Source organism: Saccharothrix sp. CB00851 (assembly GCF_001905065.1).
Lineage (GTDB): Bacteria > Actinomycetota > Actinomycetes > Mycobacteriales > Pseudonocardiaceae > Actinosynnema.
The window spans coordinates 16,185-34,657 of record NZ_LWLC01000024.1; the positions used below are offsets into that span (position 1 = coordinate 16,185).

The 18,473-nt window shown below is 72.1% G+C and carries 13 protein-coding genes; 9 read left to right on the top strand and 4 right to left on the bottom strand.

Annotated elements, in window-relative coordinates; translation table 11 throughout:
- Positions 1–137 precede the first annotated feature (137 nt).
- From A6A25_RS23560 to A6A25_RS23580, 5 genes are all read left to right on the top strand, one after another.
- Positions 138–899, top strand: coding sequence for a DeoR/GlpR family DNA-binding transcription regulator (locus A6A25_RS23560; RefSeq protein WP_073893337.1), 762 nt, complete (start codon positions 138–140; stop codon positions 897–899).
- Positions 900–971: 72 nt separating this feature from the next.
- Entirely contained in the window at positions 972–2,315 is a 1,344-nt protein-coding gene (locus A6A25_RS23565; RefSeq protein ID WP_073893338.1) for an ABC transporter substrate-binding protein, read from the top strand.
- 31 nt (positions 2,316–2,346) lie between these two features.
- Complete coding sequence (locus tag A6A25_RS23570) at positions 2,347–3,282, top strand: carbohydrate ABC transporter permease (protein ID WP_083668598.1); 936 nt, start codon at positions 2,347–2,349, stop codon at positions 3,280–3,282.
- Positions 3,279–4,079 (top strand): carbohydrate ABC transporter permease, encoded by an 801-nt coding sequence (locus A6A25_RS23575; RefSeq protein ID WP_073893340.1) that lies wholly within the window; start codon positions 3,279–3,281, stop codon positions 4,077–4,079. Before A6A25_RS23570 ends, A6A25_RS23575 begins: the two co-directional genes overlap by 4 nt.
- Positions 4,076–5,065, top strand: a complete 990-nt coding sequence (locus tag A6A25_RS23580; RefSeq protein WP_073893341.1) for a zinc-dependent alcohol dehydrogenase family protein — start codon at positions 4,076–4,078, stop codon at positions 5,063–5,065. The genes A6A25_RS23575 and A6A25_RS23580 overlap by 4 nt, the downstream gene beginning before the upstream one ends.
- Before the next feature lie 55 nt (positions 5,066–5,120).
- Here the strand turns inward: A6A25_RS23580 and A6A25_RS23585 are convergent, their stop codons facing one another.
- The 4 genes from A6A25_RS23585 to A6A25_RS23600 all read right to left on the bottom strand — a co-directional run bounded on the left by A6A25_RS23585 (position 5,121) and on the right by A6A25_RS23600 (position 12,175).
- Positions 5,121–5,774, bottom strand: a complete 654-nt coding sequence (locus A6A25_RS23585; RefSeq protein WP_073893343.1) for a hypothetical protein — start codon at positions 5,772–5,774, stop codon at positions 5,121–5,123.
- Positions 5,775–6,294: 520 nt separating this feature from the next.
- The gene (locus A6A25_RS23590) at positions 6,295–9,708 is read right to left on the bottom strand and encodes a TM0106 family RecB-like putative nuclease (RefSeq protein ID WP_073893541.1); all 3,414 of its coding nucleotides are present in this window, start codon (positions 9,706–9,708) and stop codon (positions 6,295–6,297) included.
- Between the two features lie 179 nt (positions 9,709–9,887).
- Positions 9,888–11,054, bottom strand: a complete 1,167-nt coding sequence (locus A6A25_RS46420; RefSeq protein WP_073893344.1) for an aKG-HExxH-type peptide beta-hydroxylase — start codon at positions 11,052–11,054, stop codon at positions 9,888–9,890.
- Positions 11,051–12,175, bottom strand: a complete 1,125-nt coding sequence (locus tag A6A25_RS23600) for an FxsB family cyclophane-forming radical SAM/SPASM peptide maturase (protein WP_083668600.1) — start codon at positions 12,173–12,175, stop codon at positions 11,051–11,053. Before A6A25_RS23600 ends, A6A25_RS46420 begins: the two co-directional genes overlap by 4 nt.
- A 205-nt stretch (positions 12,176–12,380) precedes the next feature.
- On the opposite strand from A6A25_RS23600, the gene fxsA reads away from it, so the two are divergent.
- From fxsA to A6A25_RS23620, 4 genes are read left to right on the top strand one after another with little or no spacing between them, the layout of a single operon-like run.
- Positions 12,381–12,548 carry an FxSxx-COOH cyclophane-containing RiPP peptide gene (gene fxsA / locus A6A25_RS23605; protein WP_158073799.1) on the top strand — a complete coding sequence of 56 codons (168 nt, stop codon included), beginning with the start codon at positions 12,381–12,383 and terminating at the stop codon, positions 12,546–12,548.
- Entirely contained in the window at positions 12,545–16,288 is a 3,744-nt protein-coding gene (gene fxsT / locus A6A25_RS23610; protein ID WP_073893348.1) for an FxSxx-COOH system tetratricopeptide repeat protein, read from the top strand. The genes fxsA and fxsT overlap by 4 nt, the downstream gene beginning before the upstream one ends.
- 19 nt (positions 16,289–16,307) lie before the next feature.
- The gene (locus A6A25_RS23615; protein ID WP_073893350.1) at positions 16,308–17,270 is read left to right on the top strand and encodes a hypothetical protein; all 963 of its coding nucleotides are present in this window, start codon (positions 16,308–16,310) and stop codon (positions 17,268–17,270) included.
- A gap of 31 nt (positions 17,271–17,301) precedes the next feature.
- Positions 17,302–18,462, top strand: a complete 1,161-nt coding sequence (locus A6A25_RS23620; protein WP_143193352.1) for a hypothetical protein — start codon at positions 17,302–17,304, stop codon at positions 18,460–18,462.
- Positions 18,463–18,473 lie beyond the last annotated feature (11 nt).

The following is an 18,473-nucleotide window of genomic DNA, read 5'->3' on the forward strand; positions in this document are numbered from 1 at the left end:
CTGCGTTCGGTCTGGGTAATCGGGCGAGAACCGGGCATCGTCGGTCTCGTCGTGGTGCTGGCCACACCGATTCGACGGTGTTAAACCTGAGGCGCGGCCCGAACGGGCAGCGACGGTCCGAGCGGGCAGGAGGCGACGTGCGGGCGGACGAGCGCAAGCGGCGCATCCTGGCCAGGGCTAGGTCGGACGGCCGGGTCGACGTGGCCGAGATCGCGGCCGAGCTGGAGGTCGCGCCGGAGACCGTGCGGCGCGACCTGCGCGTGCTGGACGAGCACGGCCTGGTCCGCCGCACGCACGGCGGCGCGTTCCCGGTGGAGAGCGCCGGGTACGAGACCGGGCTGAAGTTCCGCTCCGCGTCGAGGGTGCCGGAGAAGCGCCGGATCGCCCGGGCCGCCGCCGACCGGCTCGGTGACGCGGAGACGGTGTTCATCGACGAGGGCTACACACCCCAGCTGGTCGCCGAGGCGCTGCCGACCGGCAGGCCGCTGACGGTGGTCACGGCGTCCTTGCCGACCGCGGCCGTGCTGTCGGAGGTGCCGTCGGTGACCGTGCTGCTGCTCGGCGGGCGGGTGCGCGGCCGGACGCTCGCCACGGTGGACCACTGGTCGACCCGGATGCTCGCGGAGATGGTGATCGACCTGGCCTACATCGGGGCGAACGGCATCTCCCGCGAGTACGGCCTCACCACCCCCGACCCGGCGGTGGGCGCGGTCAAGGCGCAGGCCCTGGCCTCGGCCCGCAGGCGGATCTTCGTCGGCGTGCACACGAAGTTCGGCGTGTCGAGCTTCCACCGGTTCGGCGGCATCGCCGAGCTGGAGGCGGTCGTCACCGACTCCGTGCTGCCCGCCGGCGAGGCGCACCGCTACTCCCTGCTCGGACCGAAGGTCGTCCGGGCCTAACCGCACACCTTGATCCCGAAAGGCCCCGCGCACCAGGGGCCTGGTTCCGCTCGCCTCGAGGAAGGCAAGACGATGAAGTCATTGCGGTATGGCGGCCTGCTGGCCGCGGTGCTCCTGGCCACGACCGCGTGCGCCGGCGCGGGCGGCGGTGGTGGCGGCACCGGGAACTCGATCAACGTGCTGATGGTGAACAACCCGCAGCTGCAGGACCTGCAGGAGCTCACCGCGGACAACTTCACCAAGGACACCGGCATCACGGTCAACTTCACCGTGCTGCCCGAGAACGACGTCCGCGACAAGATCAGCCAGGACTTCTCCAGCCAGGCGGGCCAGTACGACGTGGCCACGATCAGCAACTACGAGACGCCGATCTACGCCAAGAACGGCTGGCTCACCCCGCTGGACGACTACGTCGCCAAGGACACCGGCTTCGACCAGGACGACGTCCTCGAACCGATCCGCCAGTCGCTGACCGCCGCCGACGGCAAGGTGTACGCCCAGCCGTTCTACGGCGAGTCGTCGTTCCTCATGTACCGCAAGGACGTGCTGGACGCCAAGGGCCTGACCATGCCGGACAAGCCGACGTGGCAGCAGGTCGCCGAGATCGCCGCGGCGGTGGACGGCGCGCAGCCCGGCATGAAGGGCATCTGCCTGCGCGGCCAGCCCGGCTGGGGCCAGCTGATGGCGCCGCTGACCACGGTGGTCAACACGTTCGGCGGCACGTGGTTCACCAAGGACTGGCAGGCGCGGCTGAACGCGCCGGAGTTCAAGGAGGCCACCAAGTTCTACGTGGACCTGGTCCGCGCGCACGGCGAGGCGGGCGCACCGCAGGCCGGGTTCGCCGAGTGCCTGAACAACATGACCCAGGGCAAGGTCGCCCTGTGGTACGACGCCACGGTCGCGGCCGGGCTGCTGGAGGCCGACGACTCGCCGGTGAAGGGCAAGCTCGGCTTCGCCCAGGCGCCGGTGGTGAGGACCGACAGCTCGGCGTGGCTGTACACGTGGGCGTTCGGCATCCAGAAGGCGAGCAAGAAGGCCGATCACGCCTGGAAGTTCGTGTCGTGGGCGTCCGGCAAGGGCTACGAGAAGCTGGTCGGCCGGACGCTGGGCTGGTCCAAGCTGCCGGACGGCAAGCGGAAGTCGACCTACCAGCGGCCCGAGTACCTGGCCGCGGGCGGCTCGTTCGCCAAGCAGGCGGAAGCGGCCATCGCGGGCGCCAAGCCCACCGACCCCGGCGTGCAGGAGCGGCCCGCGAGCGGCATCCAGTTCGTCGGCATCCCGGAGTTCACCGACCTGGGCACGCAGGTGTCGCAGAAGATCAGCGCCGCCATCGCGGGCTCCACCACGGTCGACGCCGCGCTGGACGAGAGCCAGGCGCTGGCCGAGACCGTCGCCGAGAAGTACCGGGGGAAGTGATGACGAACCCCACCCCCATCGGGAGGACCCGGTGACCGCCCTGCGGGAGGTCGAGGCACCGCCGCCGGTTCGGACGAAGCAGTTGGTGGTGGCGGCGCGCTGGGCCCGGCGCGCACCGCTCCTGCCCGCCCTCGTCTTCACGATCGTGGTCACCCAGCTGCCGTTCGTGGCCACGCTGGTGATCTCTTTGATGCGCTGGAACTCGCTGGACCCGGCCAACCGCGGGTTCGCGGGCCTGGACAACTACACCGCCGTGTTCACCGACCCGGACCTGCGGTCGGCCATCGGGGTCACGGTCGTGCTGACCGCGACCGTGGTGCTGGTCAGCCTGGTCCTCGGGCTCGGGTTGGCGCTGCTGCTGGACCGGAGGTTCTTCGGGCGCGGCGTGGTGCGCACCATGCTCATCGCGCCGTTCCTGGTGGTGCCCGTCGCCGCCGCGCTGCTGTGGAAGCACGCGCTCTACAACCCCGAGTACGGCCTGTTCAACGGTGTGCTGACGTGGCTGTTCGGCGCCGACGCGCCGCAACCGGAGTGGATCGGCGGGATGCCGCTGCTCGCGGTGGAGGCGTCGCTGGTGTGGCAGTGGACGCCGTTCATGATGCTGATCCTGTTGGCGGGCCTGCAAAGCCGCCCGCAGGACGCGGTGGAGGCCGCGCGGATCGACGGCGCCACGACGTGGCAGGTGTTCCGCCACCTCACGCTGCCGCACCTGCGGCAGTACCTGGAGCTGGGCGCGCTGCTCGGCTCGATCTACGTCGTGCAGAACTTCGACGCCGTCTTCACCATCACCTCGGGCGGCCTGGGCACGGCCAACCTGCCGTACACGATCTACCAGACCTTCTACCAGGCGCACGACTACGGCCAGGCGTCCGCGGCCGGTGTGGTCGTGGTGGTCGGCTCGATCGTCATCGCCACGTTCGCCCTGCGCGTCGTGTCGTCGCTGCTGCGGGAAGAGGTGCGGGCATGAGGCGGCTGCTGGGCTTGGCCGCGTGGGCCGCCGGCCTGCTGTTCTTCGCGCCGGTGGCGTGGATGGTGCTCACGTCGCTGCACAGCGAGCCGGACGCGGCGACCAACCCGCCGTCCCTGGCCGCGCCGATCACGTTCGACGGCTACGCCGAGTTCTTCGACTCCAACCCGTGGCCGCCCCTGATCAACTCGCTGAGCGCGTCGATCGGCTCCACGGCGCTGGTGCTGCTGCTGGCGATCCCGGCGGCGTACGCGCTCTCGATCAAGAAGGTCGAGAAGTGGGCGGACGTGCTGTTCTTCTTCCTGTCCACCAAGATGCTGCCGGTCGTGGCCGGTCTGCTGCCGGTCTACCTGGTCGCGCGGTACACCGGGATGCTGGACAACATCTCGTTCCTGGTCGTGCTCTACACGTCGATGAACCTGCCGATCGCCGTGTGGCTGATGCGGTCGTTCCTGGCCGAGGTCCCGGGCGAGATCCTGGAGGCCGCCGCGCTCGACGGTGCCGGCCTGATCACCACGCTGCGCCGGGTCGTCGCGCCGGTGGCCCTGCCCGGCATCGCCGCGACCTCGTTGATCTGCTTCATCTTCAGCTGGAACGAGCTGCTGTTCGCCCGCGTGCTGACCGGCGTGGTCGCGGGCACCGCGCCGGTCCACCTCACCGGGTTCGTCACCAGCCAGGGGTTGTTCCTGGCCAAGGTGTGCGCCGCCGCCGTGGTGGTGTCGCTGCCGGTGCTCGTCGCCGGGTTCGCCGCCCAGGACAAGCTGGTCCAGGGCCTGTCGCTGGGAGCCGTGAAGTGAAAGCAGCCGTGATCACCGGGGTCGGCGCGGTGGAGGTGGCCGAGGTGCCCGACCCGGCACCCGGCCCGCGCCAGGTCGTCGTGGACGTCGCGGCGTGCGGGCTGTGCGGCACCGACCTGCACATCCTCCAAGGCGAGTTCGCGCCGACGCTGCCCGTCGTGCCGGGGCACGAGTTCGCGGGGGTGGTCGTCGAGACCGGGTCGGCGGTCACCGAGGTCGCGGTCGGCGACCGGGTCGCCGTGGACCCCTCGCTGTACTGCCACGAGTGTCGGATGTGCCGGTCCGGGCGCAACAACCTGTGCGAGCGGTGGGCCGCGATCGGCGTCACGACCGGCGGCGGCGCGGCCGAGTACGCACTGGCGCCGGTGGCGAACTGCGTGACGCTGCCCGACCACGTGCGGACCGAGGACGCCGCGCTGATCGAACCGCTGTCGTGCGCGGTGCGCGGGTACGACGTGCTGCGCTCGCGGTTGGCGAGCCGGGTGCTGATCTACGGCTCGGGCACGATGGGCCTGATGATGCTGCAGCTCGGCAAGCTCACCGGCGCGTCGTCCATCGAGGTGGTCGACCTCAACCCGGACCGCCTGGCCACGGCCGAACGGCTGGGCGTCACGGCCACCGCGACGTCACCGGACGAACTGGACCGCCCGGGGGGCTGGGACGTCGTCATCGACGCCACCGGCAACGCGCAGGCGATCCAGGACGGACTGGCCCGGGTCGCGAAAGGCGGCACGTTCCTGCAGTTCGGCGTCTCCGACTACGCGGCCCGGGTGACCATCGACCCGTACCGCATCTACAACCAGGAGATCACCATCACCGGGTCGATGGCGGTGCTGCACTCGTTCGAGCGAGCGGCCGACCTGTTCGCCACGGGCGTGCTCGACCCGGAGGTCTTCATCAGCCACCGCCTCCCGCTCACGGACTACGCGCCGGCGCTGGCGCGCTTCCAGGCCGGTCAGGGCCGCAAGATCCAGGTACTGCCGTAGGAACGGCTCGGCCCCGGCCACGCGCTCGTGACCGGGGCCGAACCACCGGTACCAACTAGTCGTTGGCCGCGCGCCGGCGCAACACGATCAGCAGCGCCGCACCGCCGCCCAGCAGCACGGCACCGATCACCAGCGGGATCGCGATGCTCGCACCCGTGTTGGCCAGCCCGTCACCCGTGTCACCGACCGCCACGACCGCCGGGGTCGTGGTCGTGGTCGTGGTGGCGGGCACCGAGGACTGCGCCGGCGGCTCGGTCGTGTCCGGCGGCAGAGTGGTGGTGCTCGGCGCCGAGGTCGGGATCGAGGTGGTCTCGGCGGTCGTCGTGGTGGTCGTCGTGGTGGTCGTCGGCACGACGCACGCCTCGACGGTCTTCGTCTTCTCGAAGGAGTACTGGTCGCCGTCGTGCGCGGTCACCTTGACGACGAACACGCGCTTGGCGTCACCACTGGCCGAGTAGGAACCCTCGAAGCTGCGGCCGAAGTCCTTGTTCTCCAGCTCCTTGCCGTCCAGGGAGACCGTGATGTGGTTGGTCTTCCCCTGGCTGCTCTCGGCGTACGCCGTGAGCTTCACGCTGAGGGTCGTGGTGCCGTCCTCGCACTTGGCGGTGAGGTTCGGGGTGTGCGCGAAGGCGGGACCAGCGGTGAAGACGGTGGCGGCGACGGCGGCGGTGACTGCGCCAACCAGGGCGCCGACTCTGGCGAACTGCATGTGAGGGCTCCTGAGGGAAGGTCTGAGGAGAACCGCGCCACCCTATCGGGGGGTAGGTCACAACACGATCTGGGGTTCGATAACTACTTACCGTGAGATTGTGACCTAACGCGTCAGACATCCGGGTCGCCGACGAGCGCGGGGTCGAACGGCGCCGGGGCGTGTGCGGCCGGGATGCTCTCGCTTTCACAGGGGAGGGGTTCGTGTCATCCCGCCGACCTGGCTTTGCCCTACCGCACGTGTCAAGGGGGCCTCGTGCGAGCGTTGCCTGATACTCCAACTTCGGGGCCCCCTTGACGCGTGTGGTAGCCCGGAGGGAGGTCGGTGGGATGACACGCACCCCGGGACCACCAACCCAACGGGCGTTCCCAACGGGACAAGAGCGACACGGAACCGGGGGATGTCATCCTGCTGATCTGCCCGTCCGGCGAGGACGCTTTTGATCTTTCACGGTGTGTCGGCCGAGGCGTGGGGGTCCGAAGCAACGGCATGGGGTTTGGGCATACACGCCGTCGATGTCCTACCGCCCGGCGTGGTCCCACCGTTCGGCGTCCGCCATCAACCCGATCATCCCGGAGACCAGCCGCAACTGGTCCACGTCACGGATGTCGGCCTCCACCAACCGCGGCGAGCACACCACGACCGCGACGGCCTGCGCCCGCGACAACGCCACGTTCAACCGGTTGCGCGACAACAGGAAGTCCAGCCCGCGCGGCAGGTCGACGGCGGCCGACGACGTCATGGTGGTGATCACCACGGGCGCCTCCTGGCCCTGGAACCGGTCCACCGTGCCGACCCGCACCTCCTCGAACCCGTGCTTCTCCAACTCCCGCCGCACCAGGCGCACCTGCAGGTTGTACGGCGCCACCACCAGGATGTCCGAGTCGTCCAACGCCCGCGCGTCCGGCCCGTCCGTCCACATGCGACCCATCAGCGACCGCACCACGCCCACCACCGCTGTCGCCTCCTCCATGGACGACGTGGTGTTGTGCGAGTGCGGCACCGAGTGGACGTACACACCGGACGGCACGCCGTCGATCCCTCGGGCGGCGGCACTGGGGTGCGCGTGCAGCAGCCCCGCGTACGACAGGTTCGACACCGGCGCGCACACCGCCGGGTGCATCCGCCGCGTCTGGTCCAGGAAGTAGCCCAACTCAGGCCCGATCACGTCCGCGTCACCGATCAGGTGCCCCAACGCCGACGCCTCCGCACCGGCCGGGTGCGTCCCCTGCACGACCTGCGGCAACTGCTGCGGGTCGCCCAGCAGCACCAGGTTGCGCGCGCACGTCGACACGGCCAGCGCGTCGGCCAGCGCGAACTGCCCGGCCTCGTCCACGATCAGCACGTCGAACGGCTGCTCGCGCAGCGCCGTGTTGGCGAACGTCCACGCCGTGCCGCCGACCAGGTGCCCACCGCCCTGGTCGTTGCGCCACCGCACCAGCGCCGGGTTGTCGCGCGGCTGCTCCCACGCGCAATCCTTGGCGGGCGCGCCCTTCGCCCGCTTGGCCGTCGGGATCGGCACGCCCAGCTCACGGCCCGCCGCCAAGGCCGCGCTGAGCACGTTCTCCACGGCCTTGTGGCTGGTCGACGTCACGCCGACGCTGCGACCACCGCGGATCAGGTGCGCGATCAACCGTCCCGCCAGGTACGTCTTACCCGCGCCGGGCGGCCCCTGCACGGCCAGCGCAGACCCGTCCAGCGCGTCCACCGCCGCGATCACGTCGGCGATCAGGTCGTCGCCACGCGGCAGCGCGCCGGTCTTCAGCCGCGGCGGCGTGCGGCGGATCAGGTCGATGCCGGGGTGCGGCGGTAGCTCGGGCAACCCGTCCACCACCGCGCGGGCCAGGTCGTAGACGGCTTCGTCCTTCGGCGTCGGCCGGACCGGGCTGCCGGGCAGCACCGCGATGGGGTGCTCACCGTGCACCTCGTCGGGTGCGACGCTCTCCAGCACCACCATGTCCTCGGCGGACTCCTTGACCACGACCGCGTCACGGGTCACGTTCGCGGGCGTGCCGGGGTAGAGCAGCCGCACCTGGTCGCCCGCCGCGAACGGGTGCGGCCGGTCGGGGTCGCACCACACCCGCAGCTCCCGCTTGGCCTTGCGGACCCGACCGGACGGCATCGCCCAGTCCTGCGCCCGCACGGACACCGGCACCGCGCACGCGCTGTCGGACTCCAGTTCGCTCAACGGCGCCGCCACCTGCCGGAAGAAGTCCCACCAGGCCGGGTTCGTCTCCCGCCGGTGGTAGCCGACGGCGGCGGCCAGCAGCGCCCGCGCCCGTTCGTCATCGGTCGCCTCCGCCGGGTTGTCCGGCAGGCCCTCCAGCAGCGGGTCGACCACGGCGGCGAGGCGTTCGGCGCGTTCGGCCCGGCGTTGGGCGGCGATCTCGTCCTCGATCTCCGCGGTGAACGACGGCTCCGGCACGTGCGGTTCGATGCCCGCCTCCGCGCGCACCTCCAGCAGGAACCGGTAGAGCCGCAGCGTGGAGACGCAGTCGTAGGTGTTGTAGTCGGCGATGCCGGTGAGCACGTCCTCGGCGCGCGCCGGGTCGACGTCCCGCAGCGCCAGGAACTCCTCGTAGGCCTCGATGCTGGACACGGCCGTGGTGACCTCGCCCGCACGGGCGTCCGGCATGTACAGCGGTTCCAGGTACTTGATCGAGTACGACCGCTGGGACACGCGCAGGGCCTTGCGCACCACGGCGTACAGGTCGACCAGCGCGCCGGAGCGCAGCAGGTGGTCGACGGCGTCCTCGCGCGTGCCGTGCAGGGCGGCGAGCTTCTTGAGCGCGTTCACCTCGTACGGCGCGTAGTGGTAGATGTGCGCTTCCGGGTGATCTTCCAGCGCCTTCGTGGCGTGGTCGACGAACCGCTCGAACGCCGCCTTCTCCTGCGGGCGGGTGTGCGCCCAGAACGGCGTGAAGCGCTCGTCCGCGTCGACCACGCCGAACAGGTACTCCAAACCCTCGCCGCCCAGCGCGAACGGGTCACCCTCCATGTCGAAGAACAGGTCGCCCGGACTGGGCACGGGCAGCGCGGCCAGGGCTTCCGGCGCGACGACCTCGTAGGCGACCTTGCCGATCGGGTCGTCGTCGGTGCGCGAGTCGTCCTGGATGACCTGGAGCGCGGCCTGGGCGCGCAGGCCGGTGAACGTGGCCGCGGACATCGTCGCGGGACGGTCGGCGCGGGTGGCGTTGGCCAGGGCGTCGATCGTGCCGAGACCGGCGGCGACGAGCTTGCGGCGCTGGTCGGTGCGGATGCCGGCGACCAGGGACAGGTCGCGGTCGGCTTCCCGGCCGGTGGCGCAGTGCTTGCCGAACCGGCAGGTGGCGCACGCCGGGCGTTCGTCGTCCCACAGCCGCGCGGGCAGGGTGGCGGGTGCGGCGAGGCGGGCTTCGAGGCGGGTCCGCAGGTCGCGGACCAGCGGGAGGAAGTCGGCGACCTGGAACGTCTTGGTGGTGCCGTCGCCGAGCAGGAGGTGCATGGCGGGGCCCGCGTGGTGGCCCAGCGCGTTGGCGTAGGCGGTGAGCTGGACGACGGCGGCCGGGGTCGCGTGCCGGGCGAGCTTGGCGTCGTGCGGCTCGTAGCCGCGGTCGGTGGCGACGAGGAAGTCGGCGCGGCCGTGGAAGCCGTCGGCGTAGAAGACGGCCTGGTAGATCACCGGCGCGCGGTCCTCGATGGCCCGTGCCGTCTGCGCGGCGGCCTGCGTGAGCGCTTCGTGGGTCGGCGCTGGTTGGGGGATCTCGACGACGTCGTGCTCGGCGCGGAACCGGGCCAGCACGGCCTGCTCGTGCGCGTGGCCGTGCCGGGTGGCCAGGGTGTTCGTGGTGACGTCCGGCACCGGTGCGTCGGGCAGGCCGACGGCCAGCGCCAAGGAGAGCTTGCTCCGGTGGTCGCACTCCAACAGGTCCACCAGGTCCGCGGGGGAGTGCACCAGGTGGCCGTCGGCGGTGAGCATGGCCGGCAGTATCGCGGCCGGACCGGCCAACCCCGCGGACCGCGCCTGCCCCGCGCGTGTCGAACCTTCAGGACCCGTGTGTCGAACCTTCCGGTCCCGCGTGTCGAACGTTCAGGTCCCGCGTGTCGAACGTTCAGGTCCCGCGACTCGAACGTTCAGGACCCCCGAGTGCCCCGTTCGGGAAGGGGGCCGTGGGCGGCTCGCCAGCGGGCCTGGTGGGCGGACGACTCGGCTTCGGCGACCGCCAGCGCGGCCGGCGGGAGCGGTTCGGCGCACCACGCACGCAGCACGCCGGCCAGTTCGGCGACGAAACGGGTGCCGGTCGGCGTCAGCTCGTCGCCCGCCAGCAGCGTCTCGGCGGTGATCAGGGCCGCCGAACGCCAGCGCGCGTACTCGACCTGCGCCGCGGGCCCGGTGCGCGAACGCCAGAACCCGGCCACGCCCAAGTGCGCGTACGTGCCGTGCAGCAGGCCCGCCGCCGGCCGCGGATCTTCCCGCCACGGCGCGTAGAACAACGCCTCCCGCCCCGGCTTGACCAGCGCGAACAGGTCCATCAACGCGACCAGCTTGCTGTGCTGCGCCTCGTGCACGAGCGTCACGGCCAACGTCTCCGCGTCCGGCATCGGCGACAGGAACACGCACCCGAACGCGTCGGCCAGCGTCGCGCTGCTCGTCCCCGACGGCGACGACGGCATCGGCGTCAGCACCGACACGACCTCGGCGACCTCCGCGGCCGACGCCGGGTGGTCGCCCGACAGCAGGTCCCACGCCGAGCCGACCGCGGCACGCCACCACGGCAGGTCGACCGAATCGGCCACCGGCAGTTCGTCCGGCACACCGCCACCGGCCCACGGGTCCACCTGCAACGACAACCCGCCCACGTCGATCTCCGGCAACGGCCGATAAGCCAACCCCGGCCCCTCCACCACGCCCAACGACGGCAGCGAGAACACGTCCACCGGCGGGAACTCCAAGTCCACCGGCACACCCGCCCGCACCGCCGCCGCGGCCGCCGTGAACGCCAACTCCGCCGGACGGGCCTCGGCATCTCCCCGCCGCAGCGCCAATGCCGTGCGCGTCGCCCACGCGCCGACCGAGGGGTGGTCCAGCACCCGGTCCACCGCGTCCGGCGCCACCCGCGCCACCTCGCACAGCAGCGCGAACGCCTCCCGCGCCGCCGGTTCCGCCGCGATGGACCTGATCAGCAGCAACGTCCGGCTGCGCCGCGCCAGCCGCAGCGTGCGCACCGCCGACGCACCGCCACCGCCGCGCGCGAGAGCGGTGAAGTCCGAGTCCGACACCCGGAACGGCCCGACGGTCACGCCAACGCCGCCAGGTCCGCCGCCACCCGCGACCGCACGTGCCCGATCAGCCGGAGCAGGTCCGGGCAGTACACCGATGGCCGGTCGAACCCGGCGCCCGCCAGGAACCGGTGCGCCCGCAGCCCGCCGCCGCACGCCGACACCACCGGGCACCGGCGGCACCGCGCGGACAACCCCGCCGAACCCGAACGCCCGGCGCGCACGTCCGGCAGGTCCCACGCCGCGTCGAACGGGTCGCGCGCCACGTGCAGCCCGGTCGCCGAAGCCTCCGGCGAGGACGACGCCAGGATGTCCGACACCTCGATCGTGCCGTCGGCCTCCACCACCACCTGGGCCGACGGGGTCAACCCGATCCCCTCCACCCCGGAACGCCCGCCCAGCAACACCGACAGCAACTCCTCGAACAGCCGCACGCGGGTCACCGGCCGGTCGTACCAGACGTCGAACACGGCGATCAGCCAGTCCGCGTACGGCGTGACCGCCGGATCGGCGACCCGTCCCGGTGGCGGCGCCGACCAGTTGCCGTGCGGCAGCAGGAAATCCACCGCGGGCGGCGCGAATTCCAACAACGACCCGTAGACCCGCGACGGGTCCGCGTCCACGTCCACCACGCACAGCAGGCCGCCGTACACCTCCGGGAACGCGCGCAACGACGTCAACGCCGCGCGCACCGCCGCCCAACTACCGGTGCCGTCCGGCCGCACGCGGTGCCGGTCGTGCGCCTCCGGTGTGCCGTCCACGCTCACGCCGACCCGAACACCGTGCGCGGAGAACAGCTCCAGGAATTCACGGTCGAGCAAAGTCCCGTTCGTCTGCACGGTGAACCGCACCCGCGCGGGCACCACCGAGCGGAACCGCGTGATCAGCGACTCGATCGCGGCACGTCCGGCCAGCAGCGGCTCACCGCCGTGCAGCACCACTTCCACGTCGGACAACCCGTGCCCGCGCACGTGTTCGGCCACCCGTTCGGCGGTGTGCGCGACGATCTCCGGCGACATCGCCCGCGGCCGGGAACGCCACCGCTGGTCGGCCAGTTCGTAGACGTAGCAGTAGTCGCACGCGAGGTTGCACCTGCTGTGCACCTTGAGCACGAACTGGCGGAACGGCAACGCTTTCCCCACCCCCCGGATATTCCGGCCACACCACGCGCAATCGAGACCCCTCCTGCAATCAAACACAGTGCGCCGCCCGCTGCCTCCGCCAATCGGAGGATTCACCACGGTGACCGTTGTCGTTCACTACGATGGCGAGTGCGCCGCCGGCGTTGCCGGCAATCAGGCGACTGCGGTGAAAACCGCAGCATTGCGGTGAGGGGGTATGTCGGACATGGCAGCCGAACCAGTCCTGGAGTCCGAACTCCTGGACGTCACGGGCATCGACCTGGACCGGTTGGCCGATCTGCCGGACACCGCGCTGCGCGCCGCGCTGCACCGGATCCTCGCGGAGAACGCCGAACTGCCCGACCGTTTCGCGGCTTTTGAGAGTTCTCTGTGAGAACGGCGGCGGCCCACCTCGGCGTCACCGCCTTCCTGTCGGCGACCGGCGGAACCGGCCGCACCAGCGCGGTGGCCAACCTGGCGTGGACGCTGGCCGCCGCCGGGCAGCGGGTCCTGGTCGTGGACTGGGGTTCGGAGGTGCCGCGGGTGCGCGAGTACCTGGAGCCGTTCCTGGTGGCCCGCCTCGGCCTGCCGGACGCGTTGGGCCGCGGGCTGTCGGCCGCCTACCGGGCCGATCCGGTGGGCGAGGACGACCCGGCGCCCGTCGTCGAGCGGTTCGCGCCGCCGGCGGGCGACGTCACGGCGCCCGGCCACATCGACGTGGTGTCGCCGATGCCGGTCGACGCGGCGGGCCGGCCGAGGCCCGAGACGCGGCACGGTGACGCGGGCGTGATCGCCGAGCTGCGCGCGCGGCTGGCCGAGTCCGACTACGACCAGGTGCTGATCGACGCGCCGACCGGTGCGGGCGAAGAGACGTTGACGCTGATCGCGACGCTGTGCGAGCTGGCCGTGGTGTGCTTCCGCCCCCGGCCGCGGGCGATCGCGGACGCGGCGGACCTGGCCGCGCGGCTGCGCAAGCGGGCGCCGATCCGGATCGACGTGGTGCCGGTGGCGACGCTGTTCGACGACGCCGACGAGCTGTCGCGGGCGCAGCGCATCCGGTCGGCGATCCACGCCGCGTTCGCCGAACTGCTGGCGGGCCAGGTGAAGCGGGTGCCCGACGGCGGCACGATCGAGATCCCGTACCGCCCGTTCGACGCGTTCGACCCGCTGCTGGCGATCCTGGTGGAGGAGCCGACCAGCGGCGGCGCGCTGGAAGCCCAGTACGGCAGGCTCGCCGCGGCGGTCAGCGGCGGCGCGGTCACCGAGGTGGTGCCGGTGTCGCCGGTGCTGCGGGCCCGCTACCGGCGGGTGTTCGGGCTGACGTCGACCACCGAGCCGGACCGCGTGGTGCTCGTGCACGCGCCGCGCGACCGGGCCTGGGCGGACTGGGTGCGTGGCCAGTTGGAACGCGCGGGCGCGCAGGTGCGCCGCCTGTCCGACGCGGGCGAGTGGTTCACCGCCGACGTGCCACCGGGCGTGGTGATCCTGTCGTCGCCGCACTCGGGACCGGTGGAGCTGCCCGCCCTGCCGCTGACCGTGTTGCGGCTGCGGTTATCGGAGGACGCCGCCGACGACGGCGGGTTGGCCGTGCACGACCACACCCCGGAGACGTTGAGCGCCCGGCTGCTCAGCCACTTCGGCCTGATCGACCGGCCCGGCACGGTGCACGAGCCGGGCATGCGGGTGCCGGGCAGCGACCCGGCGGTGTTCGACCTGCCGCCGCGCCACCGCGGCTTCGTGGGCCGTGACGAGGACCTGGAGGCGTTGCGCGACCAGTTCACGGCGGCGGGCGACGGGCGCGTGGTGGTCACGGTCAACGGTGTGCCGGGCGTCGGCAAGAGCGAGTTGGCGCTGGAGTACGCCTACCGGTTCTCGTCGGACTACGCGGCGGTGTGGTGGTTGTCCGCGCACGACCGGCAGTCGGTGCTGACCGGTCTGGCGGAGCTGGCGGTGCGGCTGCGCCAGCCAGGCTCGACCGACTACGGCACGCTGTCCGCGCTGGACCGGCTCGCCAACGACCCGGCGTACGCGCGGTTCCTGCTGGTCTACGACAACGCCGACGACCCGGACGTGATCGCCGACCTGCTGCCGTCGGGCGCCACCGGGCACGTGCTGATCACCTCGGCGCCCGCGGACGGGCAGGCCGTCGAGCTGGTGCCGATGCGCGCCGACGACAGCGTGCGGCTGCTGCTGGACCGCGTGCCGGGGCTGACCGGGGTCGACGCGAGCCGGGTCGCGGACGCCGTCGACCACCTGCCGCTGGCACTCGACCTGGTGTCGTGCTGGCTCGGTGAGACGGCGCGGGCCGAGGTCGGCGCGGGTTCCCGGGACGCCGACGCCGCGACCTGGGCCACCCGCACGCTGTTCGAACGCCTCGCCGAGTCCGAAGTGGACGGTGTTGCGCGGGTCGTCGACGTCGCGGTGGACGCGTTGCGGGACAACGCCACCGGTCGGCTGGCGGTGCTGGTCGCCCAGCTGTGCTCGTTCCTCTCGGCGGAAGGCGCCGACCTCGGGCTGGTGCGCTCGCCCGCGTTCCTGGGCCGGGTGGTCGCCGCGGGCGGCGTGGACGCCGAGCCGCTGGAGCTGGACGCCGCCGAGATCGACCGGGTGCTCTGGTACGGCGCGCGGTACGGGCTGTTCCGCGTCGACTGGGGCGACCAGTACTCGCTGCGGCTGCACCGCGTGGTGCAGCGCGCGTTGCGCGACCGGATGAGCCCCGCCGAACGGGAACAGCGGCAGGCCGACGTGCTGGCGGCGCTGGCCGCGTCGGCGCCGACCGAGGTGGAGGACAAGTCGCCGACCCGGCACGCCCGGTTCGCCGAGCTGCAGAAGCACGTCATCCCGTCCGGCGCGCTGGGCAGCGGCGACCCGAAGGTGCGCCGCTGGCTGGTCAACCAGGTGCGGTTCCTCTACACCGACGGCGGCGCGGGCGTGCGGCGGGCCGCGCTGGGACCGGGGCGCGCCCTGCTGGACGCGTGGACCCGGCGGTTCGGCCCGGCCGACCCGCTGCGCAACCGGCTGGCCGCCGAGCTGGCCAACGTGCACCGCGTGCTGGGCGAGCCGACCGAGGCGCTGCGGCTGGACGACCTGGCGCTGGCCCAGCAGCGGCGCACCCTCGACCTCACCCACCCCCGTCCGCTGATCACGGCCCGCGGCCGGGGCGGCGACCTGCGCGGGCTCGGCCTGTTCGCCGAGGCGCTGGCCGAGGACCAGGCCACCTGGGAGAGCCTGCGCACGGTGCTCGGCGAGGACCACCCGGACACCCGCCGCGCGGCGAACAACCTGGCGTCCTCGATGTTCCTGTCCGGTGACGCGGCGGGCGCGCTCGCGCTGGAGGAGGACAACTACCGCAGGCGGCGTCGGCTGTTCGGCACGGGCGACCCGCGCACCTGGGCCTCGCTCGCGCAGATCGGGCTGTACCAGCGGGAACTCGGCCGCTACCCGGAGGCGCTGGACTCGCTGCTGTACGCGTCGCAGCAGCTGCAGGCGTTGCGGCACGAGCTGAACCAGGTGCAGATCGGCGTGCAGTGGCACCGCGCGATCGCGTTGCGGCTGGTCGGCCGGGCCAAGGAGGCCAAGGAACGCACCGGCAAGGCGCTGCGGGACTACCGCGAAGTCCTCGGCCCGCACCACCCGTACACGCTGGGCTGCGCGTTGAGCTTCGCCGCCGACCACCGCCGGGTCGGCGTCGACCCCGAGCTGGCGGCGGAACTCGCGCGCACCGCGTTGAACGGCTTCCAGCAGCACGTCGGGCTCCGCGACGATCACCCGTTCGTGGCGCTTTGTCGGCTCGGCCTCGGCCTGGCGCTGCGGGCGGCCGGTGACCCGGCGGGCGCGGTGGGCCAGGTGGAGGCCGCGACGGCGACGTTGCGCTCGCGGCTCGGTGACACGCACCCGTGGACGCTGGCGGCGGCCGTGGACGAGGCACGGGTGCTCGCCGGGGCCGGTGAGGCGGACCGGGCGGCCGAACTGATCGCCGAAACCCACACCGACTGCCTGGAGTTCCTGGGGCTCGATCACCCGCACACCGCCGCGGCGGCGCACAACCTGCGGCTCGCGGCGTACCTGACCGACCAGGGCAACCCGACCGACCAGGACTGGCGGGAGTGCGATGTCGACATCCCGCACACCTGAGCGCGCAGGAGGGACCGGCGTGGAGCTGCACGAGGAGCAGGCCGAGCACGTCGGCCCGGAGTTCGACCTGGCCAGGCGGGCGTGCCGCGAGGCGATCGCGGACACCCCGGCGCTGCACTACCTCGCGCACTACAGCAGCGGCGTGTTCGACTTCGGCGTCGACGCCCTCGGCGATCCGCCGCTCGCACCGGACACGTTGCCCGGCGGCACCCGGCGGGAGGAGCTCAAGCGGCTGGGCAGGCACCTGACGTTCCAGGTCGCCACGCTGGACCGGGCGTTGCAGGAGGTGCGCACCGGTCGGCTGATCCGGACCGTGCTGCACACCGAGGAGGGCGCGCTGTTCTGCGACTCCGTCGTGCCGACCGAGCACGTCGTCGGCCTGGTGCTCGACCACGCGGGCGCGGGGCCGCTGTTCGGTCACCCCGCGGTGGACGAGGCGGACCGGGCGGTGGCCGCGCTCGCCACCCGGCTGCGCGCCCAGCTGAGCCTCGGCTCGCTCAACCCCGGCGGGTGGGACAGCGCGGCGGACGTCGTGCCGCTGCCGGTGGAGGACGACCTGAGCGCGCACGTGACGGCGGGGGAGGGGCCGCTGACGGCGTGCCTGGCGGCGGTGCGGGCGCAGGACCTGCACCTGGTCGCGCACGTCGTCGATGGTGAGGTGCGGGCGATGGTGGACTGCCTGGGCGACCCGTCGCTGGCGCCGTTCTTCAAGCAGGTCACGGTGGACGCGCGGCGCCGGTTCTACCACGGGTTCGTGCAGGAGCTGGGCGCGTTGACGACCAAGCTGAACCGCGCGGTGAGCCCCGTCGTCGGCGGCCTGATGGCACGGCTCGTGTTCGACGTCGAGATGGGCGCGATCTACTACTACCGGTTGCGTTCCGGCGAATACCTGGTAGGCGTGACGATCGATCAATCGCGGGTGCGGGCGGCGGATGATCGAATGTCCGCTTTGGCCGAAGAACTCACTCCAATCGGTCCTTGAACGCTCATCCACCGCTGCCTACCGTGGAATGGTGACGCCCGTGATCCGTTCGGCCGCTCTTCTCTCGGCCCTGGCCGCGGGCTGGCTCGTCGCGTGGCAGTTCGGCCTGCGCGAAGTCGATCGCTCACCGGTGTACGGATTCTTCATCACCGCGTTGCTCGGTTTCGGTTTGTACGCGAGCACGAGCGGCATCGTGATCTCGGAATTCCGCCGGCAACTCCGCACAGTAGTGATCGCGGTCACTCTCGGTGTGTTGGCGAAAGTCGCGCTGATCTTCGGCGTGATGTTCTTCGTGTTCCGCGATCCGAGCCACCTGATCCTGGCGGTGGCGGTCGCGCAGATCGACCCGCTGTCGGTCGCCGCGATGCGGGCCAAGTCGCGGATGTCGGACTCGGCGAAGGCGCTGCTGTCGGCGTGGGCGTCGTTCGACGACCCGATCACCGTGCTGCTCACCGTGTACATCACCGCGTTCGCGCTCAACGGCGGCGCGGTCGGCGGCGTGGGGTCGTTCGCGGTCAACCTGGTGCTGAACCTGGCGTTGGCCGGGGTCGCGTTCATGCTGTGGACGCTGGTGGGCGGACGGGTGCGGCGGGCCGAGGCCGGTGGGCGTGCGGTCCGGTACGCGGTGCGCGCCTTGATGGTGGTCGCGGTGCTGGCCCTCGGGTTCGTCGCCGTGCAGTACTCGCTGCTGCTGGCGTTGGCGCTGCTGGGCCTGTTCTTCCGGCCGAACCTGGGCCGGTGGGTCGACGGGCTGGCGGAGACGGGCATGTTCCTGGCGATCGCCGCGGTCGGGTTGGTGCTGGCGGCGGAGTTCAGTTGGGTGTTGGCCGGGATCGGCGCGGTGCTGGGCGTGGCGGCTTTCGGGGCGCAGGCCGTGGTGGCGTTCGCGTTGACGGTGCCGAAGCGGTGGCGCGGCGACCGGGTGCGGCTGGCACTGGGACAGCAGAACGGGCTGACCGCGATCATCTTGGCGTTGTTGCTGGAACCGACGTTCCCGGGGACGATCGCCGTGGTCGCGCCGGGTGTCGTCGTGGTGAACCTGCTGCACGCCTTGGCGAACGGCTCCTACGACCGCGCGACCGCTCCCCGTCCCGCGCCCAAGCCCGCCCCGAAGCGCATCCCTCGCGTGCCGCTCAACCCGCCCCCCGCGCCACAGGTCGCCGCGCCCTACCGGGTGAAGCCCACCCCCTGACCGTTCAACTC